This is a genomic window from Desulfallas thermosapovorans DSM 6562, assembly GCF_008124625.1.
Taxonomy (GTDB): domain Bacteria; phylum Bacillota; class Desulfotomaculia; order Desulfotomaculales; family Desulfallaceae; genus Sporotomaculum; species Sporotomaculum thermosapovorans.
Genome location: NZ_VNHM01000001.1, coordinates 174744 through 198019 on the forward strand (window position 1 = coordinate 174744; position 23276 = coordinate 198019).

Sequence of the window (23276 nt, forward strand, 5' to 3'; positions counted from 1 at the left end):
TTCATTCATCCTTTAACTCTTTTAAGGCCGCCTCCAAAAACCGGCTTTTTATATCCTCCAACTTGCCATTTACCACGCAGCCGGCTGCCCGGGGGTGCCCGCCCCCTCCGAAACAAGCGGCCAGCTTATTAACATCCAAGTAATACTTGGACCTGAGGCTGACCTTGTATTTTTCATCTTCCAATTCGCGGAAAAACAAAGCCAGCTCTACACCCCTAATCATGCGCGGGTAATTGATAATTCCGTCAACATGTTCATCGGTTGCGTTCAGACTGTGTAGCGTAGCTCTTTGCATAGACATCCACGCCACCCGGCCACATTTGCTTATACCCAATGTTTGTAGAGCAGCCCCCAATACTTGCAGGCTGATCAGTGGTTTTTCTTCATATAACAGTTTATTTATCCGTGCCACCGGAAATCCCAGTTTCAAGAGCTCAGCTGCTCTAAGGTGAGTCCGGTAACTGGTATTATCATAGCGGAAGGATCCAGTATCTGTGGCCATGGCCACATATAAACAGGTGGCAATATCTTTATCAATAACCACCGGCAGCATGGTTAACAGTTCGTAAACAATTTCCCCCGCGGCCGCGAAAGCGGGACAGTTTAGATAGACATTACCGAAGGCAACCGAACCGGCATGGTGGTCTATAACGACCACCCGGCCCGCACGGTCGAGCAATTCCTTGAAATGACCCAACCGGTCGGGCACCGAGCAATCTACCGAAATAAACAATTCTAAAGGTAGTTGTTCATTAATTTCCACCTGCACTTCATGCACACCGGGCAAAAACCCGTACATCTCCGGCACCGGGTCGGGGCTGTAAAACACAACCCTTTTACCCATTTGCCGCAGAGCCAGGCCAAGGGCCAGCATAGCCCCCAAACAGTCACCATCGGGCATCACATGACCGCAAAGGGCGATCTTACCAGCCCTGGACAACTCATCCACCAACGCGGTAAAAAGATGTTTTTCTCGGTGATCAAACATTTTTACCTTTTACCTCATCCAGGAGTTCCATGACCCGAACTCCGTGATCCAATGATTCATCAAGCTTAAAGGATATTTCCGGTACATGTCTGAGCCTGATGCGACGTCCCAATTCGGTACGGATAAACCCCTGCGCCTTTGTTAGGGCTACCATGGTATCGCCCCTCTGCTCGTGGTTACCTAACACGCTAACATAAATTTTAGCATACTTAAGGTCCCTTGATACATCAACCCCGGTTATGGTGGCAAAACCAACCCGCGGGTCCTTTAATTCATTCAATAAAAGGTCGGACATTTCTTTTTTTATGGCCTCGGCCAACCTTTCCGGCCGGTGGGACATAACCATCCCCCCTTACGGTTATAGTAATATCATTAGGCCAATTCCCGTTTAACGGCTTCCATGGTATAGGCCTCTATTTGGTCTCCTTCCCTGATATCGTTGAACTTTTCTATGGTAATACCGCACTCATAGCCCTGCATCACTTCCCGGACATCGTCTTTAAACCTTTTTAGTGAATCCAAATGGCCCTCGTGGATCACTATGCCATCCCTGATTACCCGGACATCGGCATCCCTGGTTATTTTCCCTTCGGTGACATAACAACCTGCTATGGTGCCCACTTTAGTTACTTTAAAAGTCTTGCGCACTTCAACCCGGCCTAACACCACTTCTTTATACTCGGGTTCCAAAAGACCGCTCATGGCAGCCTTAATGTCTTCAATGGCGTCGTAAATAATCCTGTATAACCGGATATCCACCTTTTCGGTTTCTATGGCGTTACGGGCATTTACATCAGGCCGCACATTAAATCCAATCACGATGGCATTGGAGGCCGAAGCCAGCATAATGTCGGATTCAGTAATAGCACCAACACCGCCATGGATAACGTTTACCCTAACTTCGTCGGTACCGATTTGTTCCAATGACTGGCGCACGGCTTCCACCGAACCCTGCACATCCGCCTTAATTATTATACCCAACTCTTTTACCTGGCCCTCTTGAATCTGGTTAAACAAATCTTCCAGGGAAACCTTGGGTGCTGTAAGTTTAAGCTCCTCTTCCCGTTTTTTCTTAAATCGTTCATCGATAATTTGCTTGCCAAACTTTTCATCTTCCACAGTATAAAATAACTCCCCGGCTGGAGGAACTTCCGAAAAGCCAAGCACTTCCACCGGCATGGACGGACCTGCTTTACTTACCCGTCGACCGGTATAATCCATCATCGCCCTGACCTTACCATAAGCCACGCCGGCAATTATAAAGTCACCCACTTTAAGGGTACCGGTTTGCACCAGTACAGTAGCCACAGGTCCCCGGCCTTTGTCCAGTTCTGCTTCAATAACTGTCCCCCGGGCGGCCCGGTTGGGATTGGCCTTATATTCGCCGATTTCAGCAACTAACAATATCATTTCCAAAAGCTCACCAAGATTTTGTTTTTGCTTGGCCGAAACCTCGACAAATATAGTGTCCCCGCCCCATTCTTCAGGTATAAGATTGTGCTCTGTTAATTCACGTTTCACCTTCTCCGGATTGGCGTCGGGCTTATCAATCTTGTTTATGGCCACAATGATGGGCACTTTGGCGGCACGAGCGTGGTTAATTGCTTCAACGGTCTGGGGCATAACGCCATCGTCAGCAGCTATTACCAGTATGGCAATATCAGTAACCTTTGCACCTCTGGCCCGCATGGCCGTAAATGCCGCGTGCCCGGGTGTATCCACAAAGGTAATTTTTTTGCCCTTGTGCTCCACCTGGTAAGCTCCGATGTGTTGGGTAATACCGCCAGCCTCCGAGGCTGTCACATTAGCATGACGTATGGCATCCAAAAGTGACGTTTTACCGTGGTCCACGTGCCCCATAATGGTAACCACCGGCGGTCGCGTTATTAGATCCTTTTCTTCATCTTCAGGTTCGGCCATCATTAGCTGCGTTTCTTTATCCAGCTCAACCTTGATATTAACTTCAAAACCCAATTCATTGGCCACAATGGTTGCCGTATCGGCATCAATTTCCTGGTTAATGGTAGCCAGTGTGCCCAGTTCCATTAACTTTTTGATTACCTCGCCTGCATTGATACACATACGTTCGGCCAGTGCTTTAACAGTAATGGTTTCACCAATGGTGATGGGTTTCTTTTCCACAGGCGGAGCCGGCTGGCTTTTTTTACGCTGGCCTTTATTAGAGCGTTTGTTTAAGCCGGGCTTGAAATCACGTTCCTTTTTAGAACTTTCCTTGGCAAACCTGTTATCTTTGCCTGTTTTCCCTTTAAAGGAATGTTTCTCAACCTGCTTGGAACGCTCTTGAGCCTTGTTTTTCTCCATTGTTTTTACTTGATCGGGCATAACCTTTTGGGCTAATTTAGCCAGACCGGCACCGGTTTGGGTATTTAGCCCATGGCCTCCCCTGGAGTCTTTACCGCCCCGGTCAAAGGATTTGGCAGGACGTTGTTGACCCGGTGTACGGTTATGATCGCCACCCGGTTTATTACGGTCGCGATAAGCGGGGGCCGGACCTCTGTTCTGATTGTATTTATTTTGAGCGGCACGTGGCTCATCCGGCGCTTTATTACGTTCGTTTATTGCCTTACCCTGTCGGCCGTTTTCTTGTTTAGGTTGGCCGCTTTTGGGTTGGTTGCCCTTATTTTGGTTAACCCTGGGTTGGGCATCCTGTTTTTTGTATTTTGCTTCACCGCCACGACCGGTGGCCTTATCAGTAAATACACGATCGGGCGGCCGGTCAGGAACCCGGTCCACCAAACCCGGTCCTTGATCATGACGGTCCCGGCTACCGGTGGTCTTATATCCTCCGCGCCTATCCTTTCTGGCTGGCGATGAATTGGCGGTATCTTTGCCGCCGCCACCTTGGTAGTGGTTCCTTATTCTTACTATCTCACTATCCTCCAATGTACTCATATGAGACTTTACAGTGATACCCATTTGATTTAGCTTGTGTAGCATATCCTTGCTTTCTATATTAAGCTCCTTGGCAAGTTCATGAACACGTTTTTTTACCATACAATCACCTCCGAAAGATTAAGAAGTATACAAGTCAACCTCTCCCCTTTCCATTGCTCCGGCTATACCCCGGGCAAGCTGTTCATCTGTTATCGCCACCGCTGCACGGGGCGCCTTTCCCAGCAACAAACCCAGTTCATTCTTGGTAGAGTAGTGGAAAACAGGAATATTATTATCTTTGGCCAACTGCATAAGATTCTCCTGACTGCGTTTAGATGCATCACATGCTAGAATTAACAATTTGACTTCATTTTTTAAAATAGCACTTTGCACTGCGGTTTCACCGCTAATCACCTTTCCGGCCCGCCTGCATAAACCAAGTAAACCAGCCGCTGCATCAGTCATTGCTGATCCACCCTCTCCAGCAACCCCTCTTTAATATCCTGTGTAATGGCATGCTTTAGTGCTTTATCCAGTCTTTTTCCTTTCAGTGCTTTATCCAGGCAATCTTTGCTCCGACAAATGTAAGCGCCTCTGCCGGACCGCTTGCCGGTGGAATCTATTTCTATAGTTCCCTCGGGCGTACGCACTACCCTGATTAATATTTTTTTCGGCTTCATTTCCTGGCAGCCTATACACATTCTTTCCGGTATTTTTTTTACCCTGGGCAAGCACAAGACCCCCTATCCGATTAACAAATTATTGATTTCAGGCGGGTTTTACACCTTCCGGATACGACGGCCAGCAATTAGATAAATTCCTCGGCAAATAGGTCCTTATATTCGGGATATAACTCGGCCATCTGGCTTTCACTTTTAATATCTATTTTCCAGCCCGTCAATTTTGCAGCCAAGCGTGCATTCTGCCCTTCCTTGCCAATAGCCAGTGAAAGTTGGTAATCAGGTACAATAACCCGGGCCACCTTTTCATCCTCCCATATTTCAACGGCCACCACCTTGGCCGGGCTAAGTGAACTGGCCACAAACTTGGACGGTTCCGGATCCCACTTGATAATATCCAGTTTTTCCCCGTGCAACTCATTAACAATGGTTTGCACCCGCATCCCTTTGGGACCGACGCACGCCCCCACCGGGTCCACGTTTTCATCCCTGGAGTAAACCGCAATTTTAGAACGATAACCGGCTTCCCGGGCCACGGACTTTAATTCCACAATACCTTCGGAAAGCTCTGGAACCTCCAGTTCAAGCAATCTTTTCAAAAGCCCCGGGTGAGTCCGGGAAACAAAAATTTGCGGCCCCTTGGTAGTTTTTTTGACCTCCACAATATATGCCTTCACCCGGTCACCGGGAGCATAAGTTTCACCCGGTATTTGCTCTGCATATGTTAATATGGCCTCTGTTTTACCCAGCTCAATAAAGGCGTTCTTCTGTTCTATCCGCTGAATCACACCGCTAATAATATCCCCTTCCCGGTTAGCAAATTCCTCATATATAATATTACGCTCAGCCTCACGAATTCGCTGCACCACCACTTGCTTGGCCGTCTGGGCTGCTATCCGGCCAAAATTGCGCGGTGTAACTTCGGTTTCCACCACGTCACCCAAATTATACAAGGGATCAATGGCCCGGGCTTCGGAAAGCGAAATTTCCAGGCGCGGATCTGTTACCTCTTCCACAATATTTCTCTGGGCATAGACTTTGCAATCGCCTGTTTCCCTGTCCAAAAGCACTTTGGCGTTTTGTAATGACCCAAAATTTCTTTTATACGCCGAAAGTAGTGCAGCCTCTATGGCTTCCAGCAACACGCTGGCGGAAATCCCCTTTTCCCTTTCCAAATCCCTCAGGGCTTCCAAAAATTCGGTATTCATTACCGTGTCCCTCCAAAAAAACTATTCCATACACGATATTTAAAGCCTGGCTCAAATACCACGGGGCCTTTAAAATTCCGGCGACAGGCGGGCCGAAGCAATTTGTTCCATGGTTAGAACAATATTCGAGCCTTGTACATCAAGATGTACTGAATTATCATCAGCAGCAATAATTCTACCTTTAAACCTGCGTCTACCCTCCACCGGCACATAAGTAGTCAATTTTATATTTTCATTGATAAACCTTGCAAAATCGGCCGGTTTTTTCAGCGGTCTATCCAATCCTGGTGACGAAACTTCCAGGGTATATGCATGCGGTATGGGGTCATATTCATCCAACAGCGGGTCGATACTCTCAGAGACCAACTGGCAATCATCGAGACCTATACCTGTAGGCTTATCAATAAAAATTCTTAAAAACCAGCGCCCCCCTTCCCGGGTATATTGTATATCCACCAGCTCAATACCCAACTCAACCAGCTTGGGGGTAATGATTTGTTCTACATTGCCTACTATATTATTGCCCATTGCAATATCCTCCCCAATATTAAATTGACGCAGTTTCCCTTAGTATAATACGAAAGAGTGGGCAATACCCACTCCTTTAATAACAGGAATAAATAGTCTTTAGTGGTCGCTATCAATCACTGACCACAATACTGGTCATCCGGGGTAATCTGCATTTTACCTCCCCCACACCGCTATTAAGAGCGAGGAGAACCACCAAATCAACGAATAGGCACAAAAGCAAATTTATATTATCATAAAAGGGAGCGTTTGACAAGGTGAAGGCTACCATACATCATGCAGGTATCAAATTCCTTCTTCCCCCAGGGCTTTCAACTTGGCCTTTACCGCATCCACCACGTTGTTTAGGGGTACCATTTCCGTTTCACCATCCCGGCGCAAGGTAAGTTCCACTTGCCCGCCGGCCAGTCCCTTTGATCCCACGGTAATGCGCACGGGATAACCTACCAGATCCGCATCATTAAATTTAACTCCTGCCCGCTCCGGCCGGTCATCAATAATTGTTTCCACCCCTGCTTCATTGAGGTCACAATATATTGATTCAGCGACCTGCATAAGATTCTGGTCCTTATTACTCACCGGAACCACGATTACATGATAAGGTGCTATTTGTACGGGCCAGATTATACCCCGCTCATCGTAATTTTGTTCCACGGCAGCAGCCATCGTTCTGGTTACACCAATACCATAACAACCCATAACAAAAGGCTTTGCCTTTCCGTTTTCGTCTAAAAAAGTAGCCGAGAGAGCTTTACTGTATTTAATACCCAGCTTAAAAACCTGACCTACCTCAATTCCACGGGCCTCCAATAAATTTGCACCGCATTTGGGGCAGGGCTCACCGGCCTTTACCAGACGTATGTCCGTGGTCAAATGCGGTTTGATATCCCGTTCCGGATTTACATTAATAATGTGCATATCTCTTTCGTTGGCACCGCAGACAGCATTTACCAGTGCCATAACCTCATGGTCAGCCACCAGCTTAATCCCTTCCAGCCCTATGGGGCCGGCATAGCCCACCGGGGCACCGGTTACCCTTTGCACCGTCTGTTCATCAGCCAGATCCAGCCTGACACATTCCAGGGCATTATACAGCTTAATTTCATTTATTTCCCTGTCGCCCCTGACCATCGCCGCCACGTTTTCCTTTTCAGTGGTGTAAATAACAGTTTTGATAATTTTTTCCGGCGGCACATTCAAATATTTGGTCACTTCGTCGACGCTGCGACACCCCGGCGTATGTACCTTGGTGAGTTCACCGGGTGCACCGCCGCCTGAACCGGTTCTTTGCGATACTGCCTCCGCCCGTTCCTGGTTAGCCGCATAACCGCACTTTTCGTCAGCACAGTATAAAACAGTGGCTTCCCCTGATTCAGCAAGCACCATGAATTCATGGGTATCACTGCCTCCAATGGCACCGGAATCGGCAACCACCGGCCTGAAACGCAAACCACAGCGGCTGAAAACATTTGTATAGGCTTCGTACATCTTTTGATAACTAATATCCAGTCCCGCTTCATCTCGATCAAAGGAATACAAATCCTTCATAATAAATTCCCTGCCCCGCATTAAACCGAACCGGGGGCGGCGCTCGTCCCGGTACTTGTTTTGAATTTGATACAACAACAAGGGCAGTTGTTTATATGAGTTTATTTCACCCTTGACCAGCATGGTGATAATTTCTTCATGGGTCGGTCCCAGGCAAAAGTCACGGCCATGCCTGTCTTTTAGCCTGAACAACTCGGGACCATACACATCCCAGCGGCCGGATGCCTGCCATAATTCGGCGGGTTGTATTATGGGCATTAATATCTCCTGGCCACCCTGTTTGTCCATTTCCTCCCGGATTATACGCTCAATTTTGCTAATCACCCGCCAGGCCAGTGGCAACAATGTATATATACCGGCCGCCGCCTTACGCATAAAGCCGGCCCGCAGCAGTAACTGGTGACTGACCACCTCGGCTTCTGCGGGCACCTCCCTTAAGGTGGGCACCAGTAAATTAGAAACCCTCATCCCCGTTCCTCCCTTGAATAATAATATCGATTTCTTTCATCAGCTCTTCTACCAGCAAATTTTCCGGCACTTTCCTGATCACCCGTCCTTTGCGGAAAATAATACCTTCTCCTACGCCGCCGGCAATGCCCACATCGGCATGCCTGGCCTCCCCTGGACCGTTAACGGCACAGCCCATAACCGCCACTTTGATTGGCTGATCAATGGCAGCTAAACGCTGTTCCACCTCTCCGGCAATTTTAAATAGATCAATGCGAGTGCGGCCACAGGTGGGACACGATATCATCTCCGCCCCCCGGCGTCTAATGCCAAGAGCCTTTAATATTTCAAAGGCCACTCGCACCTCCTGCACCGGGTCACCCGTTAATGAAACCCTAACGGTATCACCGATACCCTCCCACAAAAGCGCCCCAATGCCTACCGCCGACTTGATACTTCCCGTAAACACAGTACCGGCTTCGGTAACCCCGATGTGAAACGGGTAATCAACCTTGTCGGCCAGCATACGATAAGCCTTTAGCATCACAGGCACGTCCGAGGCTTTCAAAGAAATTTTAATATCGTAAAAACCCAACTCTTCCAGCATGGATACGTGCCTGAGCGCGCTCTGTACCATCGCCTCGGGAGTCACCCCTTCCCGGAGCAAATCCTTTTCCAGTGAACCTGCGTTAACGCCAATGCGTATCGGTATACTCCTTTGCCTGGCCGCCCGTACCACCGCCGCCACTTTATCCCGGCCGCCGATATTACCGGGGTTGATGCGCAGTCCATCCACCCCGGCATCAATGGCCGCCAGGGCTAAACGGTAGTCAAAATGAATGTCCGCCACCAGGGGTACGTTCATATTCTGCATAATATCCGGCAATGCCAGCGCCGCCTGGCGGTCCGGCACCGCCACCCGGACAATCTCGCAACCCGCTCTGATCAACCGTTCGATTTGCCCCCTGGTGGCGGCAACATCACGTGTGTCGGTGTTAGTCATGGATTGCACAGAAACCGGCGCGTCACCACCCACAATAATACCGCCCAGGCGTACCGGCCTGGTTTTCCTACGCTGCATTTTTTATCCTCCAAGCTAATAGCTCTAAAAGTATCGCCATTTGAGCTTGTACATATGCTCAAAATGGAGCGCTTGCAAACAACATACATTATAACATTTACGAGTAAGTTTTTCCAAGCTACCGCCCCAAACCCCAAATAATTACCCCGGCAGCCATAGTTTACGCCGGGGTAACCATTTATTAATTTTCCGGAACAACTTACTGGAAGCCCTGAGGCCCTTGCATAAAAAGCTGCAAAATATCGTTATATGTAATCACCACAATCAACATTATCAGCAGACCAAACCCAACCATGTGTATAAAATTCTCCTTGGCGGGGTCCACAGGGCGTCCCCGCAGACCTTCCAGACCGAGAAACATTATGCGGCTGCCGTCCAATGCGGGAATGGGGAACAAATTGAATAAACCCAGGTTAATACTTAAAAAGGCAGCCAGCTGCAGCAAATAATAAAAACCTGTGTCCACCGCCCGGTCAATTTCCCAAACCATCCGAACAGGTCCCCCCAGATCCGCGGGTGCCTGGCCGGTAATCATTTTACCAACGAACTCCAATATTATTACCGTCACCTGAAAAGTAAGCTCGACACCACTGGCAAATGCGGCCAGTGGATTCAATTTTTGTACCCGGGAGATACCGATAATAGCCCTCCCCTCTTCGCCCATAACCGGAGTAACCGTTAGCTCTATTCTTTGATTATCTCTTATGATCACCACATCAGTGGGTTGACCGGGCCGGTTACTTATACCGGTTATAATTTCTTCCCAGTTAGTCACCTTTTTACCGTCAATGGAATAAATCTGGTCACCGGATTTGATACCCGCCTGTTCAGCCGGTTGCCCGGGCAATACACTGGCCACCGTTGTGCCCTGCACAGGCATTCCCTGCAGCATGAATATAATTGCCATCAACACTGCGGCCAAAAAAAAGTTCATCAGCGGACCAGCTGTGATCACCGCCATGCGTTGTAGCACAGTTTTATCATTAAACCCCTTGCCTTCCTCCACGTCTTCTTCTTCGGGGTCCATCCCGGCCATACGCACAAACCCGCCCAACGGTAATAACCGTATGTTATAATCAGTGCCTCCACGATTCTGACCAAACAATTTGGGGCCAAAACCCAGGCTAAACTCATGCACTTTTATACCCACCGCTTTAGCTACGGCAAAATGCCCCAGCTCATGGAAAAATATCAATATAGCAAAAACAAAAACCGAAGCCCAAAAGGTTGCCATACACTTCATCCTTTATAAAAAATTTCACTTGGTACTAAATAAAAGTGAGTAGAAAAATGCCTCAACTTAAGAATTTCACCTGTATTATACACAAACTTGTATACCGTCAGGATTTAAAATTTATCTACAATAATTTCATCAGCCCTACCGCGCGCCCAAAGGTCCGCTTCAAGTATATCTTCCAGTGAGTTATATGTAACGGGGATATGCTCCTCCATTACAGCTGCTACCAATTCAGGGATAGACATAAAAGAAATCCTTCCAGTTAAAAAGGCATGTACCGCCACCTCGTTAGCAGCGTTAAGCACTGCCGGCATAGTTTTACCTATCCGCCCCGCCCGGTAAGCCAGGGCCAGGGAGGGGAACTTTTCCAAATCGGGCTCTTCGAAGGTTAAATCAGTGACCGGCCACTGCAGCTTAGGTACGTCCCCTGCAGGGCGCTGCGGGTAAAACAAAGCATATTGTATAGGTAACCGCATATCCGGAACACCCATTTGAGCCAAAACGGAACCATCATTAAATTCCACCATGGAATGGATAATGCTTTGGGGATGAATTACCACTTTTATATTATCATAATTAATGCCAAACAACCATCTTGCTTCTATAACCTCAAGCCCTTTGTTCATTAAAGTAGCGGAATCCACTGTGATTTTGGCACCCATCTCCCAGTTGGGGTGGTTAAGGGCCATAGCAGGGGTGATGCCGGCCATTTGCTCTGGATTGTAACGACGAAATGGCCCCCCCGAGGCAGTAAGTAAAATTCTGGCTACGTTATTACCATCTTCCCCGTGTAAACACTGCCAGATGGCCGAATGCTCGCTGTCTACCGGTCTGATGTTTACACGGTATTCATGAGCCAGACACATAACCAGCTCACCAGCGGCCACCAACGTTTCTTTATTGGCCAGGGCTATATTTTTACCGGCCCTAATGGCCGCCACAGTGGGCCCAAGCCCCACTGCACCGGAAATTGCTGTTAACACCGTATCAACGCCGGGACAGGTGGCCACCGCCAGCAACCCCTCCTGGCCGTAAAATATTTCAGTTTTTCTGTTGCCAACCTGTCGCTGCAACCACCGGGCATCCTCTTCCCCTTGCAACGAAACCAGACGGGGCCTGTATTTTTTCACCTGTTCCAATAATAGCTGTTTGTTTTTTCCGGCGGCCAGCGCCACAGGTTTAATATCATCAGGAAAATTATCCACCACTTGCAAGGCCCGGCGACCAATGGATCCGGTGCTGCCTAAAATCGCTAATTGCTTCATTATACTCTCCAATTAGTCATTTTTATTTATTAACGGAGTTCCCCGCCTTAAACGCTGCCATGATAGCAACAATCAAAATAGGACCTAGTATAAGGCCGATCACACCAATGGTTTTTAACCCTACGAACATAGCCACCAATACCGCCAAAGGGTGCAGTCCCAAATTGGAGGCTACAACCTTGGCTTCCAGCATGGCCCTGATAACCATTACCATCAAATATAACACTGTAAGCTCTATGCCCAGCACTGTATTACCGGTCACGAAGGCTAGAAAAGCCCAGGGAACGTATATTGTGCCCGGACCCAATACCGGTATCATATCCAAAAAACCGATCAGTAACCCCACGGTCAGAGCATACTTGACCCCTATTAAATAAAGACCGATGATACTGATAAATGCAGTGATGGAAACTAAAATAATTTGTGCTCGAACATATGCTTGAAAAGCCACGGCAATTTGCTTGCTAATTTCCATAATGCGCATCCCCCACGGCTGGGGAACTACTCCAAGCCAAAGCCTGGCTATTTTTTCCCTGTCTCTGCTGAAAAAAAAGGTAGCAATCAAGCTTACAAGTATGACCATAAAAGCGCCGGGGACACCACTGATAACAGCTAATAAAATAACCACCAGTTCTCCGGCCCAGTGCTCTACGGTACCAATGATGGCATTCAAAGATTCCTGAAAACTAGAGGTTACACTTTTTGGCAATGCACCGTAAAATAAAACGCCTTTTTTTATCCACAAATCGATAAAGTTTTGGGCTTCAACAGCCATCCGGGGTATAGTTGCGGATAGGTCGCTTAATTCCTTAATCAACCTCAAAAAAATCAGCGCAAGTACAGTACCGATGCCTCCAAAAAAAACCAGCATAGCCATTGGTACGGTAACCGCCCTTGGCACCCTGCCGTTATGCCCCAAAAAAATTACCAATGGCTCCATGAAAATACTAAAAATCACCGCCAATAGGAACGGAAGCAATATAACCAGTAAATAAGAAAGTAAGGAAAATGCTTCGGGCACAACATACTTGATAACCAGATAAACAGCCAGCAGTGTCACCGCACCCGCCAGCACGTACAATATTTTTATGATCGACCGCGGCAACTAATTCACCTCAGCTTATTAAAATAAAGCACACGTAATAATATACCAGGGGAGCCGTGAAGAGCATGCTGTCGAATCGATCCAGGATACCCCCGTGGCCGGGTATCAGCTTGCCGGCGTCTTTAACCCCGGCTTGACGTTTAATGGCGGATTCCACCAAATCGCCGGCTTGAGCCGCCATACCGGTGACCATGCCCAGTAACAATACCGGCCACAGTGGTTGCTCAAAGAACAAAGCCACTGCCCAGGCTGCTATAATACTGCCCAATATACCTCCCAAAGCCCCTTCCCTTGTCTTGCCCGGGCTAAGTTCGGGTGCCATGCGCCGGTTGCCCCACCGGCGGCCAACCAAATAAGCCATGGTGTCGTTGGACCAAGTACAAGCCAGCATTAATACCAACCACACGAAACCGTTTGGCAGCGTACTGAGTAAATAAAGAAAAATAAGCAAACCGGTATATACAGTGCTGAAAAAGGATACCATTGCATCAAAGGGGGTAAATCGTGGGTAAAATATTGTCATAATGATCAAGTAAAACACCAGTATCAGTATGAGTACTTCACCCGGAAAACCACCTTTATATTGATATGCGGCAATGACTAAAAATAGACAACCCGGGAAGATCATAATTGGGGGCACTTTCAAATCAAGCTTGGAAAATATTAAAATCATTTCCCGGGCGCCCAGTAACATCAATGCTGCGGTTACGGCCAACAATAAAATTTCACCATACCATACCGCAGCAATTAATATGGAACCTCCAATAATTGAACTTAACAACCTCTGTCTAAACAATTAATCACCAGCCCGGGATAAATTATTATCCGTGTCTTTCAAATAAAGCATTGTCGAAAATACAATCAGTTATGTAATGAGACCGCCAAAACGCCTCTCCCTTTTTTGAAAATCTAATAATGCCTGTAAAAATTCCCTCCTGCCAAAATCCGGCCACATAACATCTGTAAGCCAAAATTCTGTATAAGCCAGTTGCCACAAGAGAAAGTTACTAACCCGGCAATCGCCCGACGGCCTGATTAGCAGGTCCGGGTCGGGTTGGCCCTTAGTAAATAAATGATCGGCTATAACTTGTTCATTTATTTCCTCAACTTTTATTTCACCGCTATTAATTTTTTGTCCGATTTCCCGCACAGCTTTCAGTAGTTCGGACCTACCGCCGTAATTTAAGGCCACATTAAAAACCAGGCCGGTATTATTTTTGCTGCGCCGGATGGCCATATCCACCGCTTCCCGGGGCTTAGGGGGCAACTCGGACAATATACCCATTGGATTAATATGAACATTATTGGCACACAGCTCGTCAATTTCTTTGTACAGGTACTCCACCAACAAGTTCATTAATATGTTTACTTCCTCACGCGGCCTTTTCCAATTCTCGGTAGAAAAGGCATATACCGTCAAATACTTTAATTTAAGCTCCACGCTTAATTTTACAACTTCACGTAAAGCGTTGACGCCAGCCCTGTGTCCAAACGACCTGGGCGCTCCCCGCCTGGTAGCCCACCGCCCGTTGCCGTCCATGATAATGGCAACATGTACCGGCAACTTGGAAATGTCCAGCTGTTTCATCAATTCTTCTTCACTTAGTGTAGATTTATGACGTCCGCCCAACAGCCGTTTCAACATTCCGGGCTCCCCTTTCTTTATAAAACAACCCCCTCCGGATACGAGGGGGTTGTTCCATTATTCTTCAATAATGGCTCCGGTGGGGCATTCTTCAATGCAGGTTCCGCAATTTTCACATTTATCCGCGTCAATCTTATATATATCGCCTTCTATAATTGCTTCACTGGGGCAGGATTCCAAGCAAGTTCCACATGCCAAACATTCATCGGTAATTCTGTATGCCAATTCTTACACCTCCTTCCCTGGAACATCTCTGGCCACCGTCAGCAGAATACCGCCGCCGGCAAGCTCACGACCACGAAGTACTCTGTATCGCCCCGTCGATTCCCCACGGGGTGGCGAGGTGACTTCCACCTTGACTTGCCAACCCGCTAAACGGCATAATTCCAAAGCTGTATCCAGTTCCACAGTCAAGAGGTTATCTATTTGCAATTTAATCACCGTCGTTGTAAGAATAGCTAGATCGTCAGAATCTCCTTTTCCTTAGCGGCAAACAATGCATCAATTTCCTTTATGTATTTGTCCGTTAACTTTTGTACTTCATCTTGTAAACGCCGCAACTCATCTTCAGAGATATCCCCGTTCTTTTGCTGACTCTTTAATCCATCGTTAGCCTCCCGGCGTAAGTTACGTATGGCAACCCGGCCATCTTCAGCCTTCTTCTTGATGACCTTTACCAGCTCAGCTCTTCTCTCCTTGGTCAATTGCGGCACTGTCAACCTAATTACATTACCGTCACTGGCCGGGGTAATTCCTAAATCCGATTTTAATATTGCCTTTTCGATATCCGGCAGTGCATTTTTATCCCAAGGCTGAATAACCAGCAATCGCGCCTCCGGAATATTAATATTTGCCAGCTGATTTACAGGTGTAGGGGTACCGTAGTATTGCACCATAATCTTATCCAACAAAGCAGGAGTAGCCCTGCCAGCACGCAACGAGGCAAACTCTTTCTTTACTACTTCCACTGATTTCTGCATATTCTTTTCAATATCAGACAGAAGCGTCACTCAAATCACCTCCAACATACGTCCCAACATTTTCACCTAAAACAGCTCGTTTAATGTTACCCGGTTCATTAAGGCCGAAAACAAACAGTGGAATACGGTTATCCATGCACAAGGAGGTAGCTGTTGAATCCATTACCCCAAGCCCTTTGTTTAGCAGATCGATGTAGGTTAGCTGACCAAATTTTACAGCGTCTTTATTGCAAAGCGGATCGGAATCATAAACACCGTCAACCCGCTTGGCCATTAAAATTACCTCGGCCTCTATTTCCGCCGCCCTTAAAGCGGCGGTGGTATCTGTGGAGAAATAGGGGTTACCAGTGCCTGCGGCAAAAATAACCACCCGGCCCTTTTCCAGGTGCCTGATAGCCCGTCGCCGAATATACGGTTCAGCCACTTCGCGCATCTCAATGGCGGTTTGCACCCTGGTGTCAACGCCATGTTTAGCTAAGGCATCCTGCAAGGCCAGGGAGTTAATTACCGTAGCCAGCATACCCATATAATCGGCAGTGGCCCTGTCCATCCCTTTGGTGCTCCCGGCTACACCCCGCCATATATTGCCGCCGCCGATGACTGCCGCCACTTCAACACCCAACTGAACCACTTCTTTTATCTGTACCGCTATGGAATATACGACTTCGGGATCTATGCCATATCCCCTGGTTCCAGCCAATGCCTCACCGCTTAATTTTAATACAACCCTCTTATACCTGGGCGTATCCATTGGGGCAACACAACCTCCCGTCACTATAATTACTTCTTCTACATTAATATTTAAATTCCTTTTTATGCTATATTATTTTCCTGCCTGGGCCATTACTTCAGCAGCAAAATCATCTTTCCTCTTTTCCAGACCCTCACCAAGCTCGTAGCGCACGAACCGGCGCACAGAAATATTTTCACCTATTTTTGAAATTTTTTCAGTTACCAGATCTTTGATGGTTTTATCAGGATCTTTGATAAACGGTTGTTCCAACAGGCAAACCTCTTTATAAAATTTTTCAATCCTACCTTCAACCATCTTCTGAATAATTTTTTCCGGTTTTCCTTCATTGGCGGCCTGGGCAGCCAAAATCGCCTTTTCCTTGGCCACGATGTCCGCGGGCACTTCTTCCCGGGCAACGTATTGTGGACGTGCAGCAGCAACCTGCATGGCGATATCCCTAACCAGCGCTTTAAACTCATCGGTTTTGGCTACAAAATCCGTTTCACAGTTTACTTCCAGCAGCACGCCTATCTTACCGCCGGCATGAATATAGGACTCCACTAAACCCTCGGCTGTAATCCTGCCGGATTTCTTAGCTGCGGAAGCCAGTCCCTTTTCACGTAAAAAATCTATGGCCTTATCCATGTCGCCTTCGGTTGCTAAAAGTGCCTTTTTACAATCCATCATGCCAGCACCGGATTTTTCCCTCAGTTCTTTTACCATTGCCGCAGTTATTTCAGCCATATAATAAACCCCCTATTAAAAATGTTTTTTCTGTAATATACTATTATAACCAAAAATTCATGATAATAGAGAAAAAGGCAGGGGTTACCTTCCCAGGCTAATCCCCCGCCAACGAGTTATTCAGCAGTTTGTTCACCCTGGTTGCCTTCAATCACGGCATCAGCAATTTTTGCTGTTAAAAGCCTGACCGCCCTGATGGCATCATCATTACCGGGTATAATATAATCAACTTCATCGGGATCACAATTGGTATCCACAATAGCAACAATGGGGATGCCCAATTTGCGTCCCTCGGCAACAGCAATGCGTTCTTTACGTGGATCAATTACAAACAAAGCCTGGGGCAAACGACGCATATCCTTAATTCCGCCCAAAAACTTGGACAACCTTTCTTTCTCATGCAGCAATTCAGCAACTTCTTTTTTGGGCAGCTTATCCATTGTACCATCCTGTTCCATCTTCTCCAATGCATGTAACCTCTCGATACGCTTGCGGATGGTCTGGAAGTTAGTCAGCATGCCACCAAGCCAACGCTGGTTAACATAAAACATGCCACAGCGTTCTGCTTCTTCACGAACAGATTCCTGGGCTTGTTTTTTTGTACCGACAAATAACACGCTGCCGCCTTCCTGAACGGTTGACTTAATAAAATTATAGGCTTCCTCAACCTTTTTTACGGTTTTTTGCAAGTCAATAATGTAAATACCGTTACGATCCGTAAAAATGTAAGGAGCCATTTTAGGATTCCATCTGCGGGTCTGGTGTCCAAAATGAACACCTGCCTCAAGCAATTGCTTCATTGAAATTACGGCCACCGGTAAAACACCTCCTCCCCGCCGGTTTTTTTTCCTCCGCCGCCATCATCTTTCCCAGGGCCCCCATGGGGAACCACCTGCGCAAAATCCGGCAGCGTGTGTATTTAACACCAAGATGTATTCTAACACAAAGTTTACCCCATGACAAGGCTGCTTGTTAAATAGAACAAAAAAAGTCAGCCTTTTATTTGTAGCTGACTTCATGTTACCTAAATATTTTAATGTTCTTTAATCCGATCCAGTTCTTCTAATAGGCGGTCGTTTAAAACTTTAATAAAGGTACCTTTCATACCCAGGGATTTGGATTCAATAACACCGGCACTTTCAAATTTACGCAAAGCGTTTACAATCACGGATCTGGTTATACCAACCCGGTCCGCTATTTTACTTGCCACCAATAAACCTTCATCTCCGTCCAGTTGTTTGAATATGTGGTGCACCGCATCAAGTTCGGAGTAGGATAAGGTGCCGATGGCAATTTGGACCGCAGCGCGTTTTCTGGCCTCTTCTTCCATGCGATCCTGACGGGCCCGCAGAATTTCCATACCGACCACAGTGGCACCGAGCTCGGCCAAAATCAAATCCTCATCTGTAAAATTATTATCATACTTAGCCAGCACCAGCGTTCCCAACCTGGTCCCGGCACCTACGATAGGCACAACAGTGGTAATTTTACTATATTCACATTTCTTATCGTGATGGAAAGCACAAGCATTGACAGTTTGACATATGTTAGCATGTGTTTCATTAATACGCAACAGGTTTTCATTATAATCACGGGGAAAACCAGCCGGCGACTCAACAATATCGTCCATTACATCACAGACAAAACCTTTTAGGTAGCTGTAACCCAGTACCTTTCCCCGGCGATCCAAGATATAAATACTACACTCGATGTTTTCACTCAAGTTTGTTGAAATCTCTTTGAAATCAACCGGATAACCCGCGGATTTTTGTAAAACTTTATTAATCGAACGGGTTTTAGCTAGCAAGTCACGCAAGCTACATCGCCTCTTTCCTATATACTAATTCAATTGGTAAACTGTATTAACCGCCTATAAACATTGTAGCATGTTTTACTGCCTAAAGCGCATAGCTTTAGTAACAACAGGTTAAATGCATGCATGCATTTATCTATAATTTTTTACAATATATACCGGCTCAAATCTAAATCACTCACTATTCCGCTCAATTTTTCGGCAACATATTGTTCATCAATATTAAATAACCCGCTTTCAAGCTCGGGGGCCTCAAAAGAAATATCCTCCAGCAATTTCTCCATGATGGTATGCAGTCTTCTGGCACCGATATTCTCTGTTTGTTCATTAACAGTATAAGCGATTTCTGCAATTTTCACAAGGGAATTTGGTGAAAAAGTAATCTCTACCCCTTCCGTACGCAATAATTCTATGTATTGCCTGATTAAGGAATTTTGGGGTTCGACTAAAATATGCCAAAAATCTTCCTTGGTCAGGCTGGTTAATTCCACCCTGATGGGAAAGCGGCCCTGCAACTCGGGAATCAAATCGGACGGTTTGGACATGTGGAAAGCTCCGGCGGCAATGAATAATATGTGATCCGTTTTGACCGGCCCATATTTAGTCATGACGGTGGAACCCTCCACTATAGGTAGGATGTCCCTCTGCACACCACCCCGGGAGACATCAGGTCCGGCACCGCCCTCACGCATGGCAATTTTGTCGATTTCGTCCAAAAATATAATACCGTCGTTTTCTGCCAACTGTACGGCGGAGGAGATTACTTCGTCCATGTCAATAAGCTTTTGGGCCTCCTGCTGGGTTAGAACCTTGCGTGCTTCGGCAACGGTTAACCGGCGCAAGCGTTTTTTCTTGGGGAAAATGTTACCCAGCATGTCACTGATATTAACGCCCATTTCCTCCACACCCGAACCCGTAATAACTTCCATCACAGGTGGCCGGTTATCCTCTACTTCAATTTCCACATGCTCTTCTTCAAGTTCCCCCCTGGATAATTTTTCCCGCAAGGTTTCCCTTTCGAATTTAATCCGGCTGGCCATTTGCTGTTGGTACTGGTAATTCTTATCAGCCTGGTCCGGCTGGCGACCGGCACCGAACAACATTTCCAGGGGATTACGCACGGTTTTATCTTCCCTGGGCATGGGAGCCAGCAGCTCGACAATTCGCTCTTCGGCCATTATTTTAGCCTTTTCCTCCACCTGGGCCATTCTTTCGCTGCGCACCATGCGAATGGCCGTCTCCACTAAATCCCGCACCATCGACTCAACATCTCTTCCCACATAGCCCACTTCAGTAAACTTTGTGGCTTCCACCTTGATCAGTGGTGCTTTGACAAGTTTAGCCAGACGGCGGGCAATTTCAGTTTTACCCACACCCGTGGGACCGATCATCAATATATTTTTGGGCATCACTTCATCACGTAAGTCTTCAGGCAACTTGCTTCTCCGGTACCGGTTACGCAAAGCAACGGCCACCGCTTTTTTCGCTTGCTTTTGGCCAACAACGTATTTGTCCAGTTCAGCAACGATTTGCCTGGGCGTCAGCGAATTCATACTTTTAACCTCCATTTTTTAATGTCTCAACTATGATATGATCATTGGTATAAACACAGATTTCAGAAGCAATGGATAACGCCTCCCTGGCTATTTCGGCGGCATTCATGCCGGTATGTTTGACCAGCGCCCGGGCGGCCGCTATGGCGTACGAGCCGCCGGAACCAATAGCCACCACTCCATCATCAGGCTCAATAATTTCACCATTACCGCTGATGACCAAAATACATTCTTTATCAGCTACAATCAGCAGTGCCTCCAAACGGCGCAGGTATTTATCAGTGCGCCATTCTTTGGCCAGTTCCACCGCCGCCCTTTTCATATTACCTTGATATGATTCAAGTTTGCCCTCGAACTTTTCAAATAAAGTAATGGCATCAGCCACCGAACCGGCAAAACCGGCTAACACCTCCCCGCCATGCAAACGGCGCAATTTGCGGGCATTGTGTTTTAATATGGTGTTTTCACCCAGGGTCACCTGACCGTCGCCGGCCATGGCTACCTCATTGCCTTGTTTTACGGCCACTATGGTGGTGGCATGAAACATAATCTCAATTCTCCTTTAAGGTCAATTATACAGTCAAGATCTGGGATGGCATTGATCATAAACTCGTTTGATACGTTCCTTGCTTAAATGGGTATAAATTTGGGTGGTGGATAGCCGTGCATGCCCCAAAAGCTCCTGCACCGACCGCAAATCAGCACCACGATCCAGTAGATGGGTAGCGTATGAATGGCGAAAAGTATGCGGGCTGATTTTTGCCTGCAGCTGCAACTGTTGTACATATTGCTTAACCAGCCAGCGTACACCTCTATCTGTTAACCGGCCACCTTTGCTATTAACAAAAAGGGCCTCCTGCCGACCCTTTTTCCTTGCTATTAATAGCGGGCGCACCTGGTGCATATAATAACGCAACGCATCCAATGCAAAGCCGCCCAGTGGGGCCAAACGTTCCCGATCTCCTTTGGCGGTAATCTTTACTGTTCCCCTGCTCAGGTCCACATCACCGATATTAATACCCACCAGTTCACTCACCCGGATACCGGCACCGTATAAAGTTTCCAGGACAGCCCGGTCCCGTGCACCTAACAATTTTTGCCGCTGGGGACATTCCACCAACCGTGCCATATCGGCTTCCGCCAAAAAGAGAGGCAATTTCCTATCACGCTTGGGAATACTTATTCCAGAAAGGGGGTTATCTTCCAAAACTCCTTCCCGGCACAAGTATTTGAAAAAAGACCGCCAGGTGGATACCCGCCTGGCTATGGTGGCGCCTGATTTCCGGCGCGCACGCATATCCGCCAGGTAACTCCGAAATAATTCTTTGGTAATCTGGCCCGGGTGGATATTATAGTCTTCCCGGCCCATGAACCGGGCGAAAAAAGTAAGTCCATCATATAAATCATCATCATAACTCTTAACGGTATGGGGGGAAGCATTTTTTTCGGTTTGTAAATATACAAAAAAGCCATCCATATACCCGTACATTTTTAATCCTCACAGTACTTATGACAATGTAACAATTCTTCTTTGAATTGCTTCAAGTTTTCCAACGCCCGGGCGGCATACATAGCATAGCGTTTCTTTTTGTCCCGGATTTTCTCCTCCAGGGGCGGGAAAAGACCGAAAGTAATGTTCATAGGTTGGAAATGGCGGGCATCCGCCGATGTAATGTAACGCGCCAAAGCGCCGTGGGCTGTTTGGTGAGGCCAAACCAGTGGCTTTAGTCCCTTTAATAGCATAGCTGCATTGATACCGGCCACCAACCCCGAAGCTGCCGATTCCACATACCCTTCCACTCCCGTCAGTTGCCCGGCAAAAAACAAATCCTCCTTTAGTTTGCATTGGTAAGTGGGTTTTAATAGCACGGGGGAATTGATATATGTATTTCGATGCATAACTCCATAACGCACAAACTCGGCCTGCTCCAAACCTGGTATCATGCTGAATACCCGTTTTTGTTCGCTCCATTTGAGATGGGTCTGGAAGCCGACTATATTAAGCATTGTACCAGCCGCATTATCCCTGCGCAACTGTACCACGGCATAAGGTCTTTTACCCGTGCGCGGGTCGGTCAGTCCCACAGGTTTTAGCGGTCCGTAGCGCATAGTATCACGCCCCCTCCGGGCCAGCACTTCGATGGGCATGCAGCCTTCGAAATTAATTTCTTGCTCAAAATCTTTACGAGGCGCCCGCTCTGCGGCAGCCAAAGCCTGTTGGAAGTCTGTGTATTCATCTTCATTCATAGGGCAGTTCAAATAATCATCCTCACCCTTATCATAACGAGATGCCCAAAAAACTTTATCCATATTGATGGATTCCAGGCTGACAATAGGAGCTACGGCATCATGAAAATATAAATATTCGTGTCCCGTGAACTCTCTTATTTTGTCCGCCAACAGATCCGAGGTCAATGGACCCGAGGCAACCAAAACCACCCCATTGGTTATATCAGTACATTCTTCTCTACATACCGTAATTTGCGGGTGCCGCTCCAGCATACTGGTAACGTCCCGGGCAAAACTCTCCCGGTCCACAGCCAGTGCCCCCCCGGCCGGTACGCTGTTACGATCGGCACACCGCATAATAATGGAACCAACCCTGCGCATTTCCTCCTTTAACAAACCCACAGCGTTCTCCAGCGCCCGGGCTCTAAGGGAGTTACTGCAAACCAGTTCGGCAAAATAGCCGGTTTGATGCGCCGGTGTATTTTTTTCAGGCCGCATTTCATAAAGCCGTACGGGTACCCCCCTGCAGGCCGCCTGCCAGGCGGCCTCGGAACCGGCCAAGCCGGCTCCGATAACAATTAACGGTTTTTGCACTCC

Annotated in this window: 25 protein-coding genes; all 25 read right to left on the reverse strand. The window is 47.3% G+C overall.

Translation table 11 applies throughout. The annotated features are described in order from the left end of the window. Window position 1 precedes the first annotated feature (1 nt). Window positions 2-988, reverse strand: coding sequence for a DHH family phosphoesterase (locus tag LX24_RS00860; RefSeq protein ID WP_166510244.1), 987 nt, complete (start codon window positions 986-988; stop codon window positions 2-4). Beyond that, the gene (rbfA, locus tag LX24_RS00865) at window positions 981-1328 is read right to left on the reverse strand and encodes a 30S ribosome-binding factor RbfA (protein ID WP_166510245.1); all 348 of its coding nucleotides are present in this window, start codon (window positions 1326-1328) and stop codon (window positions 981-983) included. The genes LX24_RS00860 and rbfA overlap by 8 nt, the downstream gene beginning before the upstream one ends. Before the next feature lie 32 nt (window positions 1329-1360). Beyond that, window positions 1361-4003 (reverse strand): translation initiation factor IF-2, encoded by a 2643-nt coding sequence (infB, locus tag LX24_RS00870; RefSeq protein WP_166510246.1) that lies wholly within the window; start codon window positions 4001-4003, stop codon window positions 1361-1363. Between the two features lie 18 nt (window positions 4004-4021). Further along, the gene (locus LX24_RS00875; protein WP_166510247.1) at window positions 4022-4348 is read right to left on the reverse strand and encodes a L7Ae/L30e/S12e/Gadd45 family ribosomal protein; all 327 of its coding nucleotides are present in this window, start codon (window positions 4346-4348) and stop codon (window positions 4022-4024) included. Next, on the reverse strand, window positions 4345-4614 hold the full coding sequence (rnpM, locus tag LX24_RS00880) for an RNase P modulator RnpM (RefSeq protein WP_166510248.1): 270 nt from the start codon (window positions 4612-4614) through the stop codon (window positions 4345-4347). Before rnpM ends, LX24_RS00875 begins: the two co-directional genes overlap by 4 nt. Before the next feature lie 77 nt (window positions 4615-4691). Beyond that, window positions 4692-5771, reverse strand: coding sequence for a transcription termination factor NusA (gene nusA, locus LX24_RS00885; protein ID WP_166510249.1), 1080 nt, complete (start codon window positions 5769-5771; stop codon window positions 4692-4694). A gap of 69 nt (window positions 5772-5840) precedes the next feature. Beyond that, window positions 5841-6299: a ribosome maturation factor RimP gene (locus LX24_RS00890; protein WP_166510250.1), complete on the reverse strand. Its 459-nt coding sequence runs from the start codon at window positions 6297-6299 to the stop codon at window positions 5841-5843. A 285-nt stretch (window positions 6300-6584) separates the two neighbouring features. Then, window positions 6585-8315, reverse strand: a complete 1731-nt coding sequence (locus LX24_RS00895; protein ID WP_166510251.1) for a proline--tRNA ligase — start codon at window positions 8313-8315, stop codon at window positions 6585-6587. Further along, on the reverse strand, window positions 8302-9375 hold the full coding sequence (gene ispG / locus LX24_RS00900) for a flavodoxin-dependent (E)-4-hydroxy-3-methylbut-2-enyl-diphosphate synthase (RefSeq protein WP_166510252.1): 1074 nt from the start codon (window positions 9373-9375) through the stop codon (window positions 8302-8304). The genes LX24_RS00895 and ispG overlap by 14 nt, the downstream gene beginning before the upstream one ends. 199 nt (window positions 9376-9574) lie before the next feature. Next, window positions 9575-10609, reverse strand: a complete 1035-nt coding sequence (gene rseP, locus LX24_RS00905) for an RIP metalloprotease RseP (RefSeq protein ID WP_166510253.1) — start codon at window positions 10607-10609, stop codon at window positions 9575-9577. 113 nt (window positions 10610-10722) lie between these two features. Next, window positions 10723-11877: a 1-deoxy-D-xylulose-5-phosphate reductoisomerase gene (locus tag LX24_RS00910; RefSeq protein WP_166510254.1), complete on the reverse strand. Its 1155-nt coding sequence runs from the start codon at window positions 11875-11877 to the stop codon at window positions 10723-10725. A gap of 22 nt (window positions 11878-11899) precedes the next feature. Further along, on the reverse strand, window positions 11900-12982 hold the full coding sequence (gene ytvI, locus LX24_RS00915) for a sporulation integral membrane protein YtvI (RefSeq protein WP_166510255.1): 1083 nt from the start codon (window positions 12980-12982) through the stop codon (window positions 11900-11902). 10 nt (window positions 12983-12992) lie between these two features. After that, on the reverse strand, window positions 12993-13778 hold the full coding sequence (locus LX24_RS00920; protein ID WP_166510256.1) for a phosphatidate cytidylyltransferase: 786 nt from the start codon (window positions 13776-13778) through the stop codon (window positions 12993-12995). Between the two features lie 69 nt (window positions 13779-13847). Continuing rightward, on the reverse strand, window positions 13848-14627 hold the full coding sequence (locus tag LX24_RS00925; protein WP_166510257.1) for an isoprenyl transferase: 780 nt from the start codon (window positions 14625-14627) through the stop codon (window positions 13848-13850). Between the two features lie 57 nt (window positions 14628-14684). Continuing rightward, window positions 14685-14852, reverse strand: coding sequence for a DUF362 domain-containing protein (locus tag LX24_RS00930; RefSeq protein ID WP_166510258.1), 168 nt, complete (start codon window positions 14850-14852; stop codon window positions 14685-14687). A gap of 3 nt (window positions 14853-14855) precedes the next feature. Continuing rightward, on the reverse strand, window positions 14856-15059 hold the full coding sequence (locus tag LX24_RS00935) for a hypothetical protein (protein WP_166510259.1): 204 nt from the start codon (window positions 15057-15059) through the stop codon (window positions 14856-14858). Between the two features lie 26 nt (window positions 15060-15085). Then, window positions 15086-15607 (reverse strand): ribosome recycling factor, encoded by a 522-nt coding sequence (gene frr / locus LX24_RS00940; protein WP_243131572.1) that lies wholly within the window; start codon window positions 15605-15607, stop codon window positions 15086-15088. A gap of 13 nt (window positions 15608-15620) precedes the next feature. Further along, window positions 15621-16358 (reverse strand): UMP kinase, encoded by a 738-nt coding sequence (gene pyrH / locus LX24_RS00945; protein ID WP_166510261.1) that lies wholly within the window; start codon window positions 16356-16358, stop codon window positions 15621-15623. A gap of 72 nt (window positions 16359-16430) precedes the next feature. Next, window positions 16431-17084, reverse strand: coding sequence for a translation elongation factor Ts (tsf, locus tag LX24_RS00950; RefSeq protein WP_166510262.1), 654 nt, complete (start codon window positions 17082-17084; stop codon window positions 16431-16433). Window positions 17085-17200: 116 nt separating this feature from the next. Then, window positions 17201-17899, reverse strand: coding sequence for a 30S ribosomal protein S2 (rpsB, locus tag LX24_RS00955; RefSeq protein ID WP_166510263.1), 699 nt, complete (start codon window positions 17897-17899; stop codon window positions 17201-17203). A gap of 218 nt (window positions 17900-18117) precedes the next feature. Beyond that, complete coding sequence (gene codY / locus LX24_RS00960) at window positions 18118-18900, reverse strand: GTP-sensing pleiotropic transcriptional regulator CodY (RefSeq protein WP_166510264.1); 783 nt, start codon at window positions 18898-18900, stop codon at window positions 18118-18120. A gap of 143 nt (window positions 18901-19043) precedes the next feature. After that, window positions 19044-20450 carry an ATP-dependent protease ATPase subunit HslU gene (hslU, locus tag LX24_RS00965; RefSeq protein WP_166510265.1) on the reverse strand — a complete coding sequence of 469 codons (1407 nt, stop codon included), beginning with the start codon at window positions 20448-20450 and terminating at the stop codon, window positions 19044-19046. 4 nt (window positions 20451-20454) lie between these two features. Continuing rightward, window positions 20455-20997 carry an ATP-dependent protease subunit HslV gene (hslV, locus tag LX24_RS00970; protein ID WP_166510266.1) on the reverse strand — a complete coding sequence of 181 codons (543 nt, stop codon included), beginning with the start codon at window positions 20995-20997 and terminating at the stop codon, window positions 20455-20457. A gap of 33 nt (window positions 20998-21030) precedes the next feature. Then, window positions 21031-21939 (reverse strand): tyrosine recombinase XerC, encoded by a 909-nt coding sequence (locus LX24_RS00975; RefSeq protein ID WP_166510267.1) that lies wholly within the window; start codon window positions 21937-21939, stop codon window positions 21031-21033. A gap of 2 nt (window positions 21940-21941) precedes the next feature. Beyond that, complete coding sequence (gene trmFO, locus LX24_RS00980; RefSeq protein WP_166510268.1) at window positions 21942-23273, reverse strand: methylenetetrahydrofolate--tRNA-(uracil(54)-C(5))-methyltransferase (FADH(2)-oxidizing) TrmFO; 1332 nt, start codon at window positions 23271-23273, stop codon at window positions 21942-21944. Window positions 23274-23276 lie beyond the last annotated feature (3 nt).

What these genes read in the sequence shown, in the direction of transcription:
- LX24_RS00860 (WP_166510244.1), bottom strand. Translation starts at nt 988, where the DNA reads ATGTTTGATCACCGAGAAAAACATCTTTTTACCGCGTTGGTGGATGAG.
- rbfA (WP_166510245.1), bottom strand. Translation starts at nt 1,328, where the DNA reads ATGTCCCACCGGCCGGAAAGGTTGGCCGAGGCCATAAAAAAAGAAATG.
- infB (WP_166510246.1), bottom strand. Translation starts at nt 4,003, where the DNA reads ATGGTAAAAAAACGTGTTCATGAACTTGCCAAGGAGCTTAATATAGAA.
- LX24_RS00875 (WP_166510247.1), bottom strand. Translation starts at nt 4,348, where the DNA reads ATGACTGATGCAGCGGCTGGTTTACTTGGTTTATGCAGGCGGGCCGGA.
- nusA (WP_166510249.1), bottom strand. Translation starts at nt 5,771, where the DNA reads ATGAATACCGAATTTTTGGAAGCCCTGAGGGATTTGGAAAGGGAAAAG.
- LX24_RS00890 (WP_166510250.1), bottom strand. Translation starts at nt 6,299, where the DNA reads ATGGGCAATAATATAGTAGGCAATGTAGAACAAATCATTACCCCCAAG.
- LX24_RS00895 (WP_166510251.1), bottom strand. Translation starts at nt 8,315, where the DNA reads ATGAGGGTTTCTAATTTACTGGTGCCCACCTTAAGGGAGGTGCCCGCA.
- ispG (WP_166510252.1), bottom strand. Translation starts at nt 9,375, where the DNA reads ATGCAGCGTAGGAAAACCAGGCCGGTACGCCTGGGCGGTATTATTGTG.
- rseP (WP_166510253.1), bottom strand. Translation starts at nt 10,609, where the DNA reads ATGGCAACCTTTTGGGCTTCGGTTTTTGTTTTTGCTATATTGATATTT.
- LX24_RS00910 (WP_166510254.1), bottom strand. Translation starts at nt 11,877, where the DNA reads ATGAAGCAATTAGCGATTTTAGGCAGCACCGGATCCATTGGTCGCCGG.
- LX24_RS00925 (WP_166510257.1), bottom strand. Translation starts at nt 14,627, where the DNA reads ATGTTGAAACGGCTGTTGGGCGGACGTCATAAATCTACACTAAGTGAA.
- frr (WP_243131572.1), bottom strand. Translation starts at nt 15,607, where the DNA reads ATGCAGAAATCAGTGGAAGTAGTAAAGAAAGAGTTTGCCTCGTTGCGT.
- pyrH (WP_166510261.1), bottom strand. Translation starts at nt 16,358, where the DNA reads ATGGATACGCCCAGGTATAAGAGGGTTGTATTAAAATTAAGCGGTGAG.
- tsf (WP_166510262.1), bottom strand. Translation starts at nt 17,084, where the DNA reads ATGGCTGAAATAACTGCGGCAATGGTAAAAGAACTGAGGGAAAAATCC.
- hslU (WP_166510265.1), bottom strand. Translation starts at nt 20,450, where the DNA reads ATGAATTCGCTGACGCCCAGGCAAATCGTTGCTGAACTGGACAAATAC.
- hslV (WP_166510266.1), bottom strand. Translation starts at nt 20,997, where the DNA reads ATGTTTCATGCCACCACCATAGTGGCCGTAAAACAAGGCAATGAGGTA.
- LX24_RS00975 (WP_166510267.1), bottom strand. Translation starts at nt 21,939, where the DNA reads ATGTACGGGTATATGGATGGCTTTTTTGTATATTTACAAACCGAAAAA.